This window comes from Salinivibrio sp. PR6, from assembly GCF_001995955.1.
GTDB classification, from domain to species: domain Bacteria; phylum Pseudomonadota; class Gammaproteobacteria; order Enterobacterales; family Vibrionaceae; genus Salinivibrio; species Salinivibrio siamensis.
Window position 1 is genome coordinate 1 of record NZ_MUFA01000002.1, and the last position, 16,955, is coordinate 16,955.

14 protein-coding genes are annotated in these 16,955 nt (G+C 50.4%); 8 read left to right on the top strand and 6 right to left on the bottom strand.

Annotated features, from left to right (window positions below; all coding sequences use genetic code 11):
* Positions 1-187: 187 nt before the first annotated feature.
* From dinG to BZG72_RS01545, 6 genes are all read left to right on the top strand, one after another.
* A complete protein-coding gene (gene dinG / locus BZG72_RS01520) occupies positions 188-2,260 on the top strand; it encodes an ATP-dependent DNA helicase DinG (RefSeq protein WP_077666006.1) in 2,073 nt (690 codons plus the stop codon).
* A 14-nt stretch (positions 2,261-2,274) separates the two neighbouring features.
* Entirely contained in the window at positions 2,275-3,048 is a 774-nt protein-coding gene (locus tag BZG72_RS01525; RefSeq protein WP_077578509.1) for a sulfite exporter TauE/SafE family protein, read from the top strand.
* Positions 3,049-3,071: 23 nt separating this feature from the next.
* The gene (locus tag BZG72_RS01530) at positions 3,072-3,623 is read left to right on the top strand and encodes a primosomal replication protein (protein WP_241832504.1); all 552 of its coding nucleotides are present in this window, start codon (positions 3,072-3,074) and stop codon (positions 3,621-3,623) included.
* 14 nt (positions 3,624-3,637) lie between these two features.
* Complete coding sequence (locus BZG72_RS01535) at positions 3,638-4,564, top strand: histone deacetylase family protein (protein WP_077665927.1); 927 nt, start codon at positions 3,638-3,640, stop codon at positions 4,562-4,564.
* Positions 4,561-4,743, top strand: coding sequence for a DUF2496 domain-containing protein (locus tag BZG72_RS01540; protein WP_077605903.1), 183 nt, complete (start codon positions 4,561-4,563; stop codon positions 4,741-4,743). Before BZG72_RS01535 ends, BZG72_RS01540 begins: the two co-directional genes overlap by 4 nt.
* Before the next feature lie 582 nt (positions 4,744-5,325).
* A complete protein-coding gene (locus tag BZG72_RS01545; protein ID WP_077578512.1) occupies positions 5,326-6,756 on the top strand; it encodes an alanine/glycine:cation symporter family protein in 1,431 nt (476 codons plus the stop codon).
* A gap of 106 nt (positions 6,757-6,862) precedes the next feature.
* Here the strand turns inward: BZG72_RS01545 and BZG72_RS01550 are convergent, their stop codons facing one another.
* From BZG72_RS01550 to BZG72_RS01570, 5 genes are all read right to left on the bottom strand, one after another.
* Complete coding sequence (locus tag BZG72_RS01550; RefSeq protein ID WP_046073593.1) at positions 6,863-7,066, bottom strand: hypothetical protein; 204 nt, start codon at positions 7,064-7,066, stop codon at positions 6,863-6,865.
* 133 nt (positions 7,067-7,199) lie between these two features.
* Entirely contained in the window at positions 7,200-7,931 is a 732-nt protein-coding gene (locus BZG72_RS01555; protein ID WP_077665928.1) for a 3'-5' exonuclease, read from the bottom strand.
* A gap of 9 nt (positions 7,932-7,940) precedes the next feature.
* Complete coding sequence (locus tag BZG72_RS01560; RefSeq protein ID WP_046073595.1) at positions 7,941-9,818, bottom strand: DUF294 nucleotidyltransferase-like domain-containing protein; 1,878 nt, start codon at positions 9,816-9,818, stop codon at positions 7,941-7,943.
* Positions 9,819-9,978: 160 nt separating this feature from the next.
* Complete coding sequence (locus tag BZG72_RS01565) at positions 9,979-11,595, bottom strand: BCCT family transporter (protein WP_198531467.1); 1,617 nt, start codon at positions 11,593-11,595, stop codon at positions 9,979-9,981.
* A gap of 425 nt (positions 11,596-12,020) precedes the next feature.
* Complete coding sequence (locus BZG72_RS01570; RefSeq protein ID WP_197075735.1) at positions 12,021-13,637, bottom strand: BCCT family transporter; 1,617 nt, start codon at positions 13,635-13,637, stop codon at positions 12,021-12,023.
* 547 nt (positions 13,638-14,184) lie between these two features.
* Between BZG72_RS01570 and BZG72_RS01575 the strand changes: the two genes are divergently transcribed.
* Complete coding sequence (locus BZG72_RS01575; protein WP_077665929.1) at positions 14,185-15,417, top strand: NupC/NupG family nucleoside CNT transporter; 1,233 nt, start codon at positions 14,185-14,187, stop codon at positions 15,415-15,417.
* A 124-nt stretch (positions 15,418-15,541) separates the two neighbouring features.
* On the top strand, positions 15,542-16,219 hold the full coding sequence (gene yjjG, locus BZG72_RS01580) for a pyrimidine 5'-nucleotidase (RefSeq protein ID WP_077665930.1): 678 nt from the start codon (positions 15,542-15,544) through the stop codon (positions 16,217-16,219).
* Positions 16,220-16,305: 86 nt separating this feature from the next.
* Here yjjG and BZG72_RS01585 read toward each other — a convergent pair whose 3' ends face one another.
* Positions 16,306-16,611 (bottom strand): hypothetical protein, encoded by a 306-nt coding sequence (locus BZG72_RS01585; RefSeq protein ID WP_077605900.1) that lies wholly within the window; start codon positions 16,609-16,611, stop codon positions 16,306-16,308.
* Positions 16,612-16,955: the final 344 nt, after the last annotated feature.

Consider the following 16,955-nt stretch of genomic DNA (forward strand, 5'->3'; position numbering starts at 1 on the left):
CAATACAATAGCTTAAATCAGGCGTTTTGTTAATCAAACGGCAGATCAGCAAGATAGCGAAGAATGGTTCAAATTAAATTCGTGACCAAGATCTCATATCTGTAAGGAAATCTTGCAGTTCGCGATCGTTTTCACGTTTTTGCCCCGTGTTATACTAGCCGCCAACCTTTGCAACTCGGACCTGTTGATGCTCAGCCCTGCCGTAAAATCAGACATTCGCGCGTGCTACCAAACGCTACAAGATCAACTTCCCCACTTTATTCCCCGTAAAGCTCAGAACTATTTGGTGGCAGAGCTCGCGAAAACCCTAGCTGGGGATTACGCGCCTAAACGGCGACTATTAGTGGCAGAAGCAGGCACAGGGGTCGGTAAGTCGATGGCCTATCTGATGGGTGCGATCCCGTTTGCACTCAACAACAATAAAAAAGTGGTGATTTCAACCGCGACGGTGGCGTTGCAAGAACAGCTTGCCAATAAAGACATCCCGTTTTTTCATCGCATCTGCCCCAAACCGTTTGATTTTATCTTGGCCAAGGGGCGCCAACGCTATTGTTGTGCACATAAGCTAAGCGCGGTGGCGGACACGGAAAGCATTCAAGGGGCGCTATTTACCCAAAAACCCAAGCGCAGCGAACAATTGTTACTCAACGATCTCTACGCTGCGCTGAGTCGGGGTAAGTGGGATGGTGACAGAGACAGTTGGCCAAAACCCATTGCTGATCATCTTTGGCAAGCCATCGCCTCTGATAAGCACACTTGTCATGCCGGTTTGCCCGCCCACCGTGCTTGCCCGTTTGCTAAAGCACGAGAGGCGATGGATAAAGCGGATGTGGTGGTGGTGAACCACAGTTTGCTGCTCGCCGATCTCGAACTAGGCGGCGGAGTGATCTTGCCCGAGCCGGAGCAATGCCTGTATATGATTGACGAGGCTCATCACTTGCCCACTGTCGCGCGAGACTTTTCTGCCGCCAGTGCCAGCCTGTTGGGTGTGGTCAGCTGGTTGGAAAAGCTCAATCAAGCGACGACCAAGTTGGGGAATACCGCGGATATTAAGCGCGCACATCGGTTTGTGGATAGCTTGCTAGACGCGATTCAAACCTTAATCCCAGGCTTACGCGAGGTTAAACAACAGCTCAGTCAATTGCCGCTCAACGATGATGGTTGCTACCGCTTTGCTGATGGCGAGCTCCCCGATGCGCTTACCTCACCCAGTGAGCAACTCAAAACGGCGAGTAAAAAAGCCCATCAGGCATTGGGAAAAATTCATGATTTGATCAATGAACGTCTGAAAGAAAATGACATTTCGGCCAAACTGGCTGATCCGGCGCTCGCGGAAACGGCTTTTTTCCTGCAACGGTTAGAAAATTTAGAAAAGGTGTGGACCTTGATGGCTCAACCTAATTCGGATAAAGGCGCCCCCTTGGCACGTTGGGTGCGAGCGTGTCGCGAGCGCGAAGGCGACCTTTGGATCCATGTCTCCCCCTTGGAAGTGGGTTGGCGTTTAGACCAAATGCTCTGGTCCCGTGCAGCCGGGGTTGGCCTATTTTCCGCGACCTTACGTGCACTCAAGCGGTTCAGTTATTTCTGCCGTCAAGTGGGCTTGAGCGAAACCGACGGCTCGCGCTATTTAGCCTTGCCTTCGCCATTTGATTACCCCAACAAATCGCGCTTAGTGATCCCGACGATGCCTTGTGAACCTCAAGCGAGCGACTTTACGGATGTGCTGAGCGATAAAATACTCGAACATCTGGAAGGCGAACGCGCCTCTTTGGTGCTCTTCGCCTCCTACTGGCAAATGCAGCAAGTGACAAAAGCGATAGAAAGCACCTGCAAGCAACGGGGCTGGCAGCTGCTTTGCCAAGGGAGCCAGTCGCGTACCGGATTACTAAAGGCGCATCAGCAAGCGGTTAACGTTGATAAAACAAGTATCATTTTTGGCACCGGCAGCTTTTCCGAAGGCCTGGACTTACCGGGCAACTTATTGACCAACCTCATTATTACTAAGATCCCTTTTGCCGTGCCCACCTCGCCGGTGGAAGAAGCGCACGCGGAGTATATCGAGCGCTGTGGTGGCAACCCGTTTTTACAAATCGCGGTGCCAGAAGCGAGTAAAAAGCTTGTACAATCAGTCGGTCGTCTACTGCGCAAAGAAGAGGACTCTGGTAAAGTAGTGCTTCTTGACCGGCGCATTATCACCCGTAGATATGGCCAATCCTTACTCGACTCGCTACCTCCCTTTACACGCGTGATCGAACCTTAAACTGACGAGTTAACATGCTGGAACTGATTGACCTCTCTACTTTAGTTATTCTGGGGCTGACCGCGTTTGTCGCTGGATTTATTGATGCGGTGGCTGGCGGTGGCGGCATGCTCACTGTCCCTGCTCTATTATCACTTGGCCTGCCGCCGCATGTTGCGTTAGGCACCAATAAGTTGGCCGCGACCTTTGCGTCGAGCACCGCCGCGTTCACTTATTATAAAAAGCGCCTATTTTCTCCCTTATTTTGGCAGCATGCGTTTTGGGGGACCTTAATTGGCGCCACGGCCGGCACCCTGCTGGTGGACGTTCTGAGTACCGAATGGTTAGAGAAGGCCATTCCCATTGTGGTGTTGGTCGCCGCGGTGTATACCATCTGGCATCCACACCCTAAAGGCGATAACAACCAGCTACCCGCACGTTGCCCAAAGCTGCCCATAAAACAGTGGAGTCAGGGTTTATCACTTGGCTTTTATGACGGAGTGGCAGGTCCGGGAACCGGCGCGTTTTGGACGGTTTCCACCATGTCGCTCTATCGGATGAATATTTTGCTATCCTCGGGATTAGCAAAGGCGATGAACTTTACCAGTAACTTCACCTCACTGGTGGCGTTCGCGCTGTTAGGCCATGTAAGCTGGGCGCTGGGCTTAACCATGGGAGCCTGCTTAATGCTAGGGGCTTTTATTGGCGCTCACTCAGCCATCCGCTTTGGTAGCCGTTTTATTCGCCCTATATTTATCACCGCGGTGGTTATTCTAGCGGGCAAACTCGCCGTTGATGCTTGGTTCTAACCCTCATTGAGAGAGAAAACATCATGAAAGCGCAAATCGATGCCATGGCTCAACATTTAGATCAACTCGCCGTTCAAGCCGCAGAGGTTGATCGTCGCCGAGGAGAAGCCAAGGCACCGCTATTTGCCACGCCACTTTTTCACTGCAAAGGTAAGTTATTAACGCCCTGTGTTAATGAAGCACAAGGCCTGTTAGCCGTGATGCGCCGCGATCATCAACAAGGGGTACTAACGGATGCGCGAGCCACCCATATTTGCGAAACCTTGTTAGCACAAATCACCGCACTCCAACGTGAACTTGCCACTCAACCTTTACGTAAGCAAGAACAAGCACGTCGTGGGCCAAGACGCCAATCTATCGGTGAGCTCTATCAAGACTTGGCCAAGCATCAAGACTGGGAGCGGCGTCTCGCCGACAAACTCCGTGATGCCAACGCCAGTGTTGAGATGGCCTCCAGTCCGGCTGTACGGCAACAGCATCAAAAGCAAGTTCTCACGCTCGAGCAGCGTCTAGCGCGGTGCACCAAAGCTCGAGAACGTATTGAAACCACCATTACTTACCGGGAAAAGCGATAACGTAAGGAGCGAATGTGCTACCACTGATATACCATCCCATTTACTCTGATTTCCCGCTTCCCGAGGGTCACCGTTATCCACTGCAAAAGTACCGGCTGCTGTTCGAACGATTGCAAACGCTTGCATTGCCGGTTGAGTTTCACCAGCCCACCGCCGCGCACAGAGAGATCATTGACGCGATTCATGACCCCGCCTATGTGAGTCAATTACTCGAGGGCAACTTGCCTTTGGTAAAAATGCGCCGTATTGGGTTTCCTTGGAGTGAGTCGCTAATAAAGCGCAGTTTAACCTCACTGGGTGGCACCACCTTAACGGTGGATCAGGCATTGCGCACGGGTCTGGCTATTCACCTTACCGGCGGCTACCATCACGCCCATTATGACTTTGGCAGTGGCTTTTGTTTATTTAACGACTTAATGATTGCTGCGCATCATGCCCTCACGCAGCCGGGCATAGAGACAGTGATGATCGTCGATTGCGATGTTCACCACGGTGACGGCACCGCCGCGCTAGCCTCCTCACATCCAGATATTGTGACCTTTTCCGTCCACTGTGAGAAAAATTTCCCCTCGCGAAAGCCATCATCAACGCTTGATTTACCCCTCCCGATTGGCACCCAAGATAGCGACTATCTCGATGCCTTTTTGCCTTTACTCGACCTTGCACTGGCTCAGCACCGCCCCGACATGGTGATCTATGATGCGGGTGTCGACGTGCATAAAGACGATGCGTTGGGGTATTTGTCACTCACCGCTGAAGGTATTTTTCAACGCGACACAGGCGTGTTATCACGGTGTGCCTCCCACCAGATACCTGTCGCTGCGGTCATAGGAGGAGGCTATCATGACACCCATGAGCAGCTAATCCCGTTGCACGAACAACTGATACAAGCCGCGCTCACCCACTTTCCCGACTTTTCCGCCAGCCTGGAGGCATCATGACTGACTCACATTCTTCCTCGTCAAAAGCACTCGAAGAGGCCCCCGACGACGTTAAACTCGCCGTCGATCTTATTTACTTGCTTGAAAGCCATGCGATCGATACCGACACAGCGCTCTCCGCGATCGATATCGTTAAGCATGATTTGCTGACCAAAAAAGCAGCGTCATCCAGTGAATAAGTCACCTTTATCTACCGGTTCGGGCAAATTCGTTCGACAGTCGGTACGATGAATCGGCGGTAATATGAGGCATTGATCACATTTCGTTCAGCGCGCAAGAAAACGTTATTTAGTCAAAAAATACGGAATAATATGCGAAAGGCGTCGAGATGACTGCTTTAACATCAAGTAATTAGCATGCAACCCATTACATTCTTGTTACAGTTTTTAGTGCTGTTATTAACACCCAAGACCGCTCAAAAAACCAACAGATCAATAATCATCTAGTGTTTTGTCTCACAAATGTCGGTATTATCCGGCGTGCTCCACCTAGTGTATTGATGTGCTAAGACATCGCTATCACTGGCAACGGCGCACTCTGGCAACAGCCGAGCATGGATTCAAAATGCTGTTGCAGATCCAACATTGCGCGTCATAGCAAGCCAGATGTTTTGGTGCTATCGCGCGTTTCGTTGCTCACCTGCATGGACGGCAGAGATCTCACATGGACAGTGGTTGTCGACCCTCGCTCTTTCACGATGAACCTGAGTTCACGTGTTTATCGAGTTAGGCGTCTCCCAACAGACAAAACAGAGTTTAATGATGGAACAACTTAAAAATCTATTTGTGTCCATAGTCGATACAGGTAACGGCCTCCTTTGGGGCAGCGTACTCATTTATCTTTTGATTGGCTTAGGTTTGTACTTCACCGTACGATCTGGCTTTATTCAATTCCGTAACTTTGGCCACATGTTCAAACTCATGGCCAACAGCCGCGATGGCGCGTCAGGTGGTATCTCTTCTTTCCAAGCCTTTAGTACCAGTCTGGCAGCGCGCGTCGGTACCGGAAACATGGCCGGTGTGGCCGTCGCACTCTATCTGGGTGGCCCTGGTGCTATCTTCTGGATGTGGCTAACGGCATTGGTCGGCATGGCAACCAGTTTCGTCGAGTCCACCTTGGCGCAGGCGTACAAAGTTAACCACAACGATAAGACCTTTCGCGGTGGCCCGGCTTACTACATTGAGAAAGGCTTAGGTCAGCGCTGGTTAGGTATTGCGTTCGCTATTTGTCTGATTATCGCCTTTGGTCTTGCGTTTAACGGTGTCCAGTCCAACTCGATTGCTGCAGCAATGAATACCGCGTTTGGCTTTGATGCCTTAGCGGTTGGCATCGGCCTTGCCGTAGTGACCGCACCCGTGATTTTTGGCGGTATGCGTTCGGTTGCGCGTGTGGCGGAGCTGATCGTGCCGTTTATGGCACTGGCGTATTTGCTGGTTGCGCTTGTCGTGGTTGGCATGAATATCGAGCAGCTACCTGCTGTGATCTCCACCATTGTTAAAAGCGCGCTCGGGCTTGAACAAGCGGCGGGTGGTGCTATGGGTTATGCGATCGCGCAAGCGATGATGCACGGTATCAAGCGCGGTTTGTTCTCAAACGAAGCAGGTATGGGTTCAGCACCGAATGCGGCCGCTACCGCAACCACCAAGCCGAATCACCCAGCGGCGCAAGGCTATGTTCAGATGCTGGGTGTTTTTGTCGACACCATCGTTATCTGTACCGCGACAGCATCGATCATCTTAATCTCCGGTATGCTTGAGCCAAATAGCGGCCTAACGGGTATTGCGCTTACCCAAGAAGCATTGGTTAGCCAAGTGGGTGACTGGGGTGCGGCGTTTATTGCTATCGCAATCCTCTTATTCGCTTTCACCTCTATCATTGCCAACTATTCTTATGGTGAGTCAAACATCGAGTATATTTTCCGCTCGAAAAACGCGATTCTGCTCTACCGTATTGCTGTGCTAGCTATGGTGTTGGTGGGATCGATTACCGACTTACCGTTAATCTGGAGCTTTGCTGACTTGTCGATGGGCATGATGGCCGTGATCAACTTGGTGGCGATTGCGCTCTTGTCGGGTGTCGCCTTCGCGCTGATGAAAGACTATGAAGACCAGCGCCGTGCGGGCAAAAACCCAACCTTTGATCGCACCAAGTTCCCGAAACTGGATAAGCAAATCGATAAAGACGTTTGGTAATCCCCTACGGGTCATACGAAAAAACCACCGAGCAATCGGTGGTTTTTTTGCACTCACTTTTAAGTCTTAGGCTTGCGCTGGCGCCGTTATACCAAAGTCTCTAAGGCTACACACTCAACCAATAGCCAATGAGTAGGGCGAAAACAAGACACGCGCCCGCATAAAACCCCAACTCAATCTTACGTGCGGTCATGTCCTCAGCCTCTTCAGGCTTTAAAGTGATCCCCCAATACGCAAAGCCAATGGACGATGACAGCAATAGCACACCGAGACCGAACGCTAACCCTTCAACCGCATGGATCAATGTCATTTTTCCTCTCACTTTCGTCACTGACTTGTAGCACGTTGATTATACGCCTTATCAGTCATTACGAAAACCATCAGCAAAGGGTTCATTGTCTCGCCACGAGCCTCTACTTTAGTCGCGAGGACCGTTCCCACGGTTAGCGCCATAGTTCACTGATGGGCGTGTCCGGTGAAAAGTCATGGGCAATTTGCGCTTGCAGTAGTTCAGCCGTTGCCATCGCATCCGTCAGCGCATGGTGGCTCTGGTAAAAGGGTAAGTGATAACGATGACGACTATCGGCTAAACGAATCGACTCAGGCGGGCGACGGGCAATCCAATCCATAAAGCTGCGTTTACCGCTTCTATGTTTGCGCGCTTCTAATTCCATGGTATCGACCATTGGGAAAATGATCCCCTCGCCTAGGCGCTGTTTGATCGCACGGTCCAGAAACTCCCGCTCAATACGGCGATAATGAACCACGACTACTGAGCCGGCTAGCGCGCTCAGTAAAGGTTCAATCACATGCGAAAAGTCAGGGGCATTCACGATATCTGAGTGGGTGATCCCATGAATGACAATCGACGACTCTGCCAACGGCCGGTTAGGGTTAACAATCCAGTGTTGCGCATGCTGACAACGAATGCGATTCAGGGTAAAGGGCACCAAGCCAATACTGACAATCGCATCTTGCTGGCTATCAAGCCCTGTGGTTTCAAAGTCTAACGCCACAAAAGACACCTGGGAGACAGGCGTATCAGGCGATACCCAGCCTTGCTGATAAAACGCTTGCAACGTCTCATGCTGGACCGTCTCACGTTTGGTTTCCAGCATGGCACGCCAATCCACGTCGTCGGCATCCTCTTTTTTTCTCAAATCGAAATGAAGCATACCCTCCCCTTAAGACCGATTCGGCTGATAGCGGAATTTCAAGAACTTCTGCGCGTTACTTAAGATCTGAAATGCATCTTTTAAGTTTCGACGTTCAAAGTCAGATAGGTTCTCTGGCTCGATGTTGTTGTCCGGCTCGCGACCCGCTTCGATGTCTAACGCTTGATGACGAATGCGCACCATAGAGATAAATTCCATTGCATCGCGTAAGTCTGGGCCTCGACCTTTAGGCAAGATCCCCGACTCGATAATATCGTCCAAACGCTCAAAGGAGTTTTGCGAGCGTGAATCGATCGCCAATGAATGTACCCGAATTAGATCGGCCAAAGGTGCCGTGCCACGACGTTTTAAGTTAATGGAATTGTTATGACGCCCGTCTTGCTCCATGACAAAGTCTTTGAAAAAGCCCAGTGGCGGTGTGCGATTGAGCGCATTGCGTGCCATCGCCGCCAAGAAGCGGTTGTTGCGGCGCGCACGACGACCAATAAAGGCTTTAAGTTGCTCTGCCCAGTTGGTGCGACCATGGACGCCATCAAGGTCAAAAAAGATATTGCTATCAAGTAGCGATCGCGGACTGGGATTATCAATCCAATCAGCAAAGCATTGCTCCCACTCTTTCAGCGTTTTTCGCCACTCAGGGTTAGTCGCCATAATATTGCCGGTGCAATACGTATACCCACACGCATTCAATCCATCAGAGACACGTTTAGACAAGGCTTCAAAATACGCATTGTGCTGACTGTGATCATAACTATCGTCCAAAATAATGGCGTTATCTTGGTCAGTAACAATTAACTGCTCGTCACGTGCCATTGACCCCATGGCCAAAAAGCAATACGGCACTGGCGGCTCACCGAGCTCTTCCTCAGCAAGCTCAAGCAAGCGCTGTTTAAAACTACGGCCAATCACCGACAACGCGGAGCCTATCATATGTGAATTCGCGTCTTCGTTGACCATACGGACAAAGCAATCTTTCACTTGTTTAGACAAGATGACCAAATCATCCACAGATTGTTGGCGGAAGATACTCGCCACCAAGAACAAACTGTTTTGCGACTCATAGCGCGCGATATCAGACAGTGCGACCACACCAATCGGCTTACCGTGTTGAATCACGGGCACATGATGAAGGTTTGAGCGCAAGATGGTCAGCATTGCCTCAAAGATATACGCATTGTGGTCAAGCGTGATCAGCTGTGGTGACATGATTTCTTGCACTGGCGTCTCATAAGGCAACCCTTCCGCTAAGACGCGATTACGTAAGTCACGATCCGTTATGATCCCCAGTACCGGCTTTATACCAGTATCAGGATCTGGCTCATCGCCCATCACCAGAATAGAAGAGACTGTCTCTTGTGACATGACCTGAGCAGCGTGCTGAACCGAGTCCGTACTGGATATCATTACCGGGTCACGGATAATCAGTTTTTTCACTTTTGAGGTGGTCAAATCATTGGCTTCGTTGTGACTCGATACCGCTTGGCGCAATCGGGTTCTGTCCTCTACCTCAACAAAATCAGCAAAGTGCTCAAAGTCATCAAAGAGCCGGTTGAACATCGCCTCTGGGATAAAATAGACCAAGGTATCCTCGATCGCTTTGGCGGGCATCCGGACGCGGTTGTTCATCAAAAGGCCCATCTGACCAAAGATATCGCCTTCTGAAATACGGTTGTACAAGGTTCCATTCCGGCGAAAGAGCTCGACCGCGCCACTGCGCAGGATGGCTAAATCGTGAATTTCATCACCGTAAGCAAAAATATCGGTGCCTGCACGGTAGTAACTGATTTCAATACTGGTTGCTACCTCAGCCACCACCTCTTCCGGCATTGCGTCAAAAGGGGCGTACTGCGCAAGAAATGTCGCGATTTCAATTTGTTCAGCTTCCATAATGCTCACCTAAACCTGCATTTTATTGAAGGGCTCCCCTTTGGGGCATCCGTTCTTTCGCCAGCGGCACAGCTCAAGCGCTGGCCGGGTAATAAAAAAGGCAGCCCCGAAGGCCTGCCTTTCCTATCTTAGCTAACAATCAAACAGTTAGCACACCTGTTTATTTCGCGCGTGGCTCAGAGGCCAAGCCTTTAAACAAGGAGACAGTCGCTACCAGGAGCACCACGGCGAATGGGAAGCCGGTGGAGACAGCCATCGCTTGCAACGCCACCAAGCCGCCGCCAAGGATCAGCGCCACCGCCACTAAACCTTCAAAAGTGGCCCAGAACACCCGTTGTGATACGGGTACATCCATTTTTCCACCCGCCGAGATGGTATCAAGCACCAAAGAGCCTGAGTCGGATGACGTGACGAAGAAGACAATGACAAGAATAATACCAATGAACGAGGTGATCGTCGCAAGTGGCAGGCCTTCAAGCATCGCAAACAACGTCAGAGACAGCTCGGCATCGACAACGGCGGTGTATCCGTCGTTGACAAACTGGTCAATCGCCGTGCCCCCGAATGACGTCATCCAAAGCACACTGGCCGCCGATGGGATCAACAACACACAGGTAATGAACTCGCGTACCGTTCGACCCCGAGATACGCGCGCGATAAACATCCCGACAAATGGTGACCAAGAGATCCACCACGCCCAATAGAAGGATGTCCAACCTTGGGTAAAGTTGGCATCATCTCGCCCAAATGGCATCGCCAGTGCTGGCAAATTTTCTAAATAGGCGCCGAGATTACCGAAGAAACCGGTCAGAATCGCGAGCGTCGGGCCAACCGCAATCACAAACAGCAACAACAAGAACGCAAGGATAAGATTAAGCTCAGATAGGCGCTTCACCCCTTTATCGACGCCAGCGACAACGGAGAAGATCGCCATCGCGGTGATCACCACCACCAAGATGATCTCGGTCGTTGCGCCTAACGGCGTATCGAACAAGTAATGTAAACCACCGGACGCTTGTGAGGCACCAATACCGAGCGAGGTGGCAAGGCCAAAGAGCGTCGCCACAATAGCTAAGATATCAATCACATGACCGGTCCAGCCCCAAACGCGCTCACCAAACAAGGGATAGAACACCGAGCGGATAGTCAGCGGCAGCCCTTTATTGTAAGCAAACAGTGCAAGACCAAGCGCCAGCACCGCATAGATGGCCCAAGGGTGCAGTCCCCAGTGGAAAATGGTCGCGGACATACCTAAACGACGGGCCGCGTCTGTATCCCCCGCGGCACCACCTAACGGGGCCCAGTCAGTCCGGATACCATTAGCATTTGTCGACGTGCCATCGAGCGCGGTTTGAAAATGCGTCAACGGCTCTGACACGCCATAGAACATAAGGCCAATGCCCATACCCGCGGCGAAAAGCATCGCGAACCAGCCACCATAGCCAAAGTCCGGCTTGGCTTCTGTGCCACCCAGCCGCACTTTTCCTAACGGCGATACAATCAATATTAAGCAAGCAATGACGAAAACATTGCCTGTCGAGAGGAAAAACCAATCGAGATTTGCAGTCAGCCAAGCACGTAAATCGCCAAAAATCGGCCCCATTTTATCTTGAAAGGCCAAGGTCACAAAGACAAAGGCCATAATCGCCAGCCCTGAGACCATAAATACACGGTTGTGAATATCAAAACCAAACGGGCCGACTTTCAAAGCGACGTTATCCTGACCCACTTGGTAGTCAGTGTCGATCGGGTTCACCTGACCGTCTGGTGTCATCATATCTTCATGGCTTTTATCGCTCACGCGTTAACTCCTTAGTCCGTCGATTCACAAGCCTCTCTGTGTTGCCGAACACTGCCGAAGGTTGCTTGGTATTTAAGCGTGATAAAAACACCAAAAAGGGTGGCAATGACAACACGGTCAGCAAGAATACCATAGAGCGAACGCGCTTTAATTAGGCCCCTAACCGCTTGGTCACTTTGTCATCAAGGTTGTTACACTCATGCCTTGCCAGCACAGCTTATTTACAACGAAGCAGATCCTTTGAACTCATTCTTTAACAGTTATAACGATTGGATAAAGGTGCTCGCTTTTGGCGCAATCAGGGAAGAAAAACACAATAGGTAGGGAAAACGTAACCAAATAAAAAAAGCAGCCCGCTTGGGGCTGCTTATAAAACCTTAACGCGACGTTAAGTGTTTGGCTTAAGAAGCACGAGGCTCTGAGGCCAAACCTTTAAACAGTGACACGGTAGCAACCAGCAACACAATCGTGAATGGGAAGCCTGTCGACACCGCCATTGCTTGCAGGGCGACCAAGCCACCGCCAAGGATCAGCGCAACGGCCACCAAGCCCTCGAAAGAGGCCCAGAATACACGCTGTGGCACAGGAACATTCACTTTACCGCCGGCAGAAATGGTGTCGATAACCAATGACCCTGAGTCTGACGAGGTGATAAAGAACACCATGACCAGGATAATGCCGATAAACGAGGTGATCGCTGCTAGTGGCAGATCATCTAACATCGCAAACAGTTTCAGTGACAGCTCTGCGTCCGTAACCGCGGTATAGCCTTCATTGACGAACTGACCAATTGCGGTGCCACCAAAGGCAGTCATCCACAATACACAGGCTGCTGATGGGATGATCAACACACAAGTGATGAATTCACGCACGGTACGGCCACGCGATACGCGCGCAATAAACATACCGACGAATGGGGACCAAGAAATCCACCATGCCCAGTAGAAGGATGTCCAACCTTGAGTAAAGTTGGCATCTTCACGGCCAAATGGCATTGACAGCGCAGGCAAGTTTTGTAGATACGCGCCCAAGTTACCAAAGAAACCGGTCAGGATAGCGATGGTTGGACCCACTGCAATCACAAAGATGAGCAGCAATAGCGCAAGCATCATGTTGATTTCAGATAGGCGCTTGACCCCTTTATCAACACCAGCCACAACCGAAAGAATCGCGGCGCCTGTGATGCCCATTACCAGCAACACTTCTGTGGTATCACCTAGCGGTGTATCAAACAGATAGTGAAGACCCGCTGATGCCTGAGAGGCACCCAAGCCAAGCGATGTTGCAAGACCAAACAAGGTCGCGATGATTGCCAAAATGTCAATCACGTGGCCCGTCCAGCCCCAAACACGTTCACCGAACAGTGGGTAGAACACAGAACGCATGGTCAAAGGCAAGCCTTTGTTGTACGCAAACAGTGCCAGGCCTAACGCCAATACCGCGTAAATCGCCCATGGGTGTAAGCCCCAGTGGAAAATCGTGGCAGACATACCCAAGCGGCGCGCCGCCTCTGTATCACCGGCTGCCGCACCCAAAGGCGCCCAGTCAGTGCGAAGACCATCAGCGCCTACGGATGTCCCGCCTAACGCCGTTTGGAAATGCGTCAGTGGCTCTGAAACCCCGTAGAACATCAGACCAATACCCATACCGGCTGCGAAAAGCATCGCAAACCAGCCGCCGTAGCTGTAATCGGGCTTAGCTTCGGTACCACCGAGTCTCACTTTACCCAGTGGAGACGCAATCAGCACTAGACAGGCAATAACAAAAATGTTTCCTGCTGAAAGGAAGAACCAGTCTAGGTTTGAAGTTAGCCATCCACGTAGATCCCCAAAAACTGGACCAATTTGGTTTTGAAAGGCCAGGGTGACAAAAATGAAGGCCAAAATAGCCAGCCCTGAGACCATAAATACTCGGTTGTGAATATCAAAACCAAACGGGCCGAGTTTCAGTGCCACGTTATCCTGACCGACCTGATAATCAGTATCGATCGGGTTAACCTTCCCGTCTGGTGTCATCATATCTTCATGGCTTTTATCGCTCACGAGTTAACTCCTTAGTCCGTTTATTCGGAAGCCTGTGAGTGTTGGTGGTGCGCCCATTATTCATTGCTGTTCAAGCCATCTTTACCAGCAATAAAAGACCAGCTGTCACCACACAATCAACTACATTACCACATCTGAGAAAAAATTTAATTAGGCCCCTAACCAAATGTTTACTTTCTAACCAAGCACCCAACACCAACTTCCCTCCATGCCCCGATTTTACTGGCTTTCCCGGTTATTTGAACTCTTTATTTCAGAACAATAAACAATTTGGTTAATAGCGTTTTAGAACGCCTAACACCCTTTTAAAATCATAGTCGTATTTTCCACCATTGCTAAGCAAACATAACGATCGTGAAAGTCATCACGCTTGGGCAACTCGCTTGCGAGTATCAAAGACGCCATTGATGAAAAAAATGCAAACACAAAACACACAAAGTGACACTTGTCACATAAGAAAAACCACGTACAATACCGCCGCAATCGTTTTCCATCTCAAGTTTAACGTTTGCGGAGCAACATCATGCAGTTTGGCATTGGCCTGTTGGGGATTAGCGTCCTCTTTCTTATCGCGATGGGTTTTTCTGAAAATCGATCCGCGATTAACTGGCGCACCGTTGGCGGTGCATTCCTCATACAAATCGTCTTTGCTGGCTTTATCATCTCGGTTCCCCTTGGCCAGCGTATTTTGGCCAACGCGTCTGACACCGTCTCTGCGATCATCAGCTTTGGTGACATAGGCGCAGAGTTCCTCTTTGGCGATCTCGCTAAATTCAAACTCGGTTTTATATTCGCCTTTAATGTATTGCCCACCATCGTTTTTTTCTCTGCACTGATCGCCGTGCTGTACCACATTGGGGTCATGACATGGGTCATTAGCCTGATTGGTGGACTACTACGACGTGTACTCGGCACGTCGCGTACAGAATCAATGTCTGCCACCGCCAATATTTTTGTTGGCTCTGTTGAAGCGCCGCTGGTTGTTCGGCCTTTTCTTGCTGCTATGACACGCTCAGAGCTGTTTGCTGTCATGGTGGGCGGGCTCGCCTCAGTGGCTGGCGGCACCATGGTAGGCTATGCAGGGCTCGGTGTCGAAATGAAGTACCTTATTGCGGCGGCGTTTATGTCGGCACCGGCAGGACTCATGATGGCCAAGATCATCGTGCCACAAACCGAAACACCGATGACCCCGACGCAACATCAATCAGTGCAAGACACACAGGACAAACCAGTGAACCTGATTGATGCCGGCACGCAAGGCGCCTTAAGTGGCTTACAAATCGCCATGGCAGTGGGTGCCAGTTTATTGGCCGTGATCAGTATGATTGCGCTCATCAATGGTGGGTTAGGTAAGCTTGGTCCTCTTTTGAACCTGCCTCAGCTAAGCCTTGAATGGCTGTTTGGCTACCTGTTCGCGCCGGTGGCTTGGTTAATTGGCATTCCTTGGCATGAAGCCATGACCGCAGGCACCTTGATCGGTAAAAAAATCGCGGTGAACGAGTTTGTTGCTTTTGCCGATTTTATGAACTTAAAAGGCCAATTATCCGCCCACAGTCAAGCTATCGTGACGTTTGCGCTGTGTGGTTTTGCCAACTTGACCTCCATTGCCATGCTGATGGGAGGCCTAGGCGGCATCGTACCCGAACGCCGGGGCGATATTGCGACACTCGGTATGCGAGCCATTCTCGCGGCGACACTCGCCAACCTGATGAGTGCGACCCTGGCAGGTCTCTACCTTTCCTTGTCATTCCCCTAGCGTATTCGCTCGCGACTACTCACTCTGTTTCTCACCATGGACGGTGAGTAAACAAAAATGGACTCGAAAACCGCACTGGCACTCTGTTACACTTAGTTAACTTCACGTAAAGAGATGTAATAACATGCGATACCCATGGGTTTTATTCGATGCCGACGAGACCTTGTTTCACTTTGATGCGTTCTCCGGCTTACAACGTCTGTTCTCGCATTACGATGTCGATTTTGACCAGCAGGCGTTTGCCGAATACTCCGCACGCAATAAACCACTGTGGGTACAGTATCAAAATGGGGAAATTGATGCCCAGACTCTACAGACCGAACGCTTTACGGACTGGGGAAAGCGCTTAAACGTCGCCCCATCTTCCTTAAACCAAGGGTTTTTAGATGCCATGGCAGACATCTGTGAACCATTACCAGGGGCTCGGGAACTCATCGACGCCATTTCCCCGCATGCTCATATTGGTATCATCACCAACGGGTTTACGGCTTTACAAGATATTCGTTTAGAAAAAACAGGATTGAAGGCGGCGATCTCTACGTTAGTCATTTCTGAGCAGGTCGGTGTCGCTAAGCCTGACCCACGTATCTTTGAACATGCGTTTGAAAAAATGGGGCATCCGCCTAAAGAGAAAATCTTGATGGTGGGTGATAACCCACATTCTGACGTTCTCGGTGGCATGCAAGCCGGCATCGATACGTGTTGGCTAAATGTCGATAATACCCCAGTCCCTGAAGATATTGCGCCGACACACCAAGTTGACTCTCTACATCAATTAAAAAATTGGCTACTGCCAACCTAAACAGTGACAAAAAAAGAGAGCAAACCTGCTCTCTTTTTATCGGCACCGCCATTGTTAATGGCGGCTTGAACGCAATCGCGCGTCTTTTAGCTGTGGTCGCCTTTGATGAATGCGGCTTGCTCTACACGCTCACCTTGATCGGTGCTAGCCACAAAGTTGATTGAGCGGCTGTTTTGGTTCTGAGCATGGATAAATACACGACCAGACTCATCCGTTACCTTCGCATCAAGACCCGACTCATTGGCGACTTTAGCGCCTTTTACCGCTTGGCCTTGTTCAGTGACCGTTACCCAAGCGCCCCCTTCTGCAGGGTCTACATCGAGGTTCAGACCACCAGCCATGACAGACGTTGAAGCGAACGTTAGGGCAAAGATTGCAGCAAGTTTTTTCATGGTTTGTTTCCTCTTTCGTAATGGGTTGACAGCTATTAAACGCAAATTGTGCCGGTGATTTGTCACCTCAATGTCTCCATTTCTAAAAATCTGTCTCCAGAGACTCATCAAGGCGCAATCACGGTTCGACATTGTCATTGCGTTATTGCCGTGGAACGAGAATGAGGTTACGCCTGACAGACCGTGACGACAATCACAATAATATGAATGACTCGTTCGAAAAATTTCACAAGACGACGGCGGTTATTAGGCGTAGAAAAGAGGAAGATGGGGAATATTCTCCTTACCAGTGATCGACTTCGCTTCCGTCCTCGTTTTCACCCTTGCAACAAGTTGATACTTCC

Coding starts and splice junctions, on each gene's coding strand:
- BZG72_RS01525 (WP_077578509.1), top strand. CDS start 2,275: ATGCTGGAACTGATTGACCTCTCTACTTTAGTTATTCTGGGGCTGACC.
- BZG72_RS01570 (WP_197075735.1), bottom strand. CDS start 13,637: ATGATGACACCAGACGGGAAGGTTAACCCGATCGATACTGATTATCAG.
- BZG72_RS01565 (WP_198531467.1), bottom strand. CDS start 11,595: ATGATGACACCAGACGGTCAGGTGAACCCGATCGACACTGACTACCAA.
- BZG72_RS01530 (WP_241832504.1), top strand. CDS start 3,072: ATGAAAGCGCAAATCGATGCCATGGCTCAACATTTAGATCAACTCGCC.
- dinG (WP_077666006.1), top strand. CDS start 188: ATGCTCAGCCCTGCCGTAAAATCAGACATTCGCGCGTGCTACCAAACG.
- BZG72_RS01545 (WP_077578512.1), top strand. CDS start 5,326: ATGGAACAACTTAAAAATCTATTTGTGTCCATAGTCGATACAGGTAAC.
- BZG72_RS01560 (WP_046073595.1), bottom strand. CDS start 9,818: ATGGAAGCTGAACAAATTGAAATCGCGACATTTCTTGCGCAGTACGCC.
- BZG72_RS01585 (WP_077605900.1), bottom strand. CDS start 16,611: ATGAAAAAACTTGCTGCAATCTTTGCCCTAACGTTCGCTTCAACGTCT.
- yjjG (WP_077665930.1), top strand. CDS start 15,542: ATGCGATACCCATGGGTTTTATTCGATGCCGACGAGACCTTGTTTCAC.
- BZG72_RS01555 (WP_077665928.1), bottom strand. CDS start 7,931: ATGCTTCATTTCGATTTGAGAAAAAAAGAGGATGCCGACGACGTGGAT.
- BZG72_RS01540 (WP_077605903.1), top strand. CDS start 4,561: ATGACTGACTCACATTCTTCCTCGTCAAAAGCACTCGAAGAGGCCCCC.
- BZG72_RS01550 (WP_046073593.1), bottom strand. CDS start 7,066: ATGACATTGATCCATGCGGTTGAAGGGTTAGCGTTCGGTCTCGGTGTG.
- BZG72_RS01575 (WP_077665929.1), top strand. CDS start 14,185: ATGCAGTTTGGCATTGGCCTGTTGGGGATTAGCGTCCTCTTTCTTATC.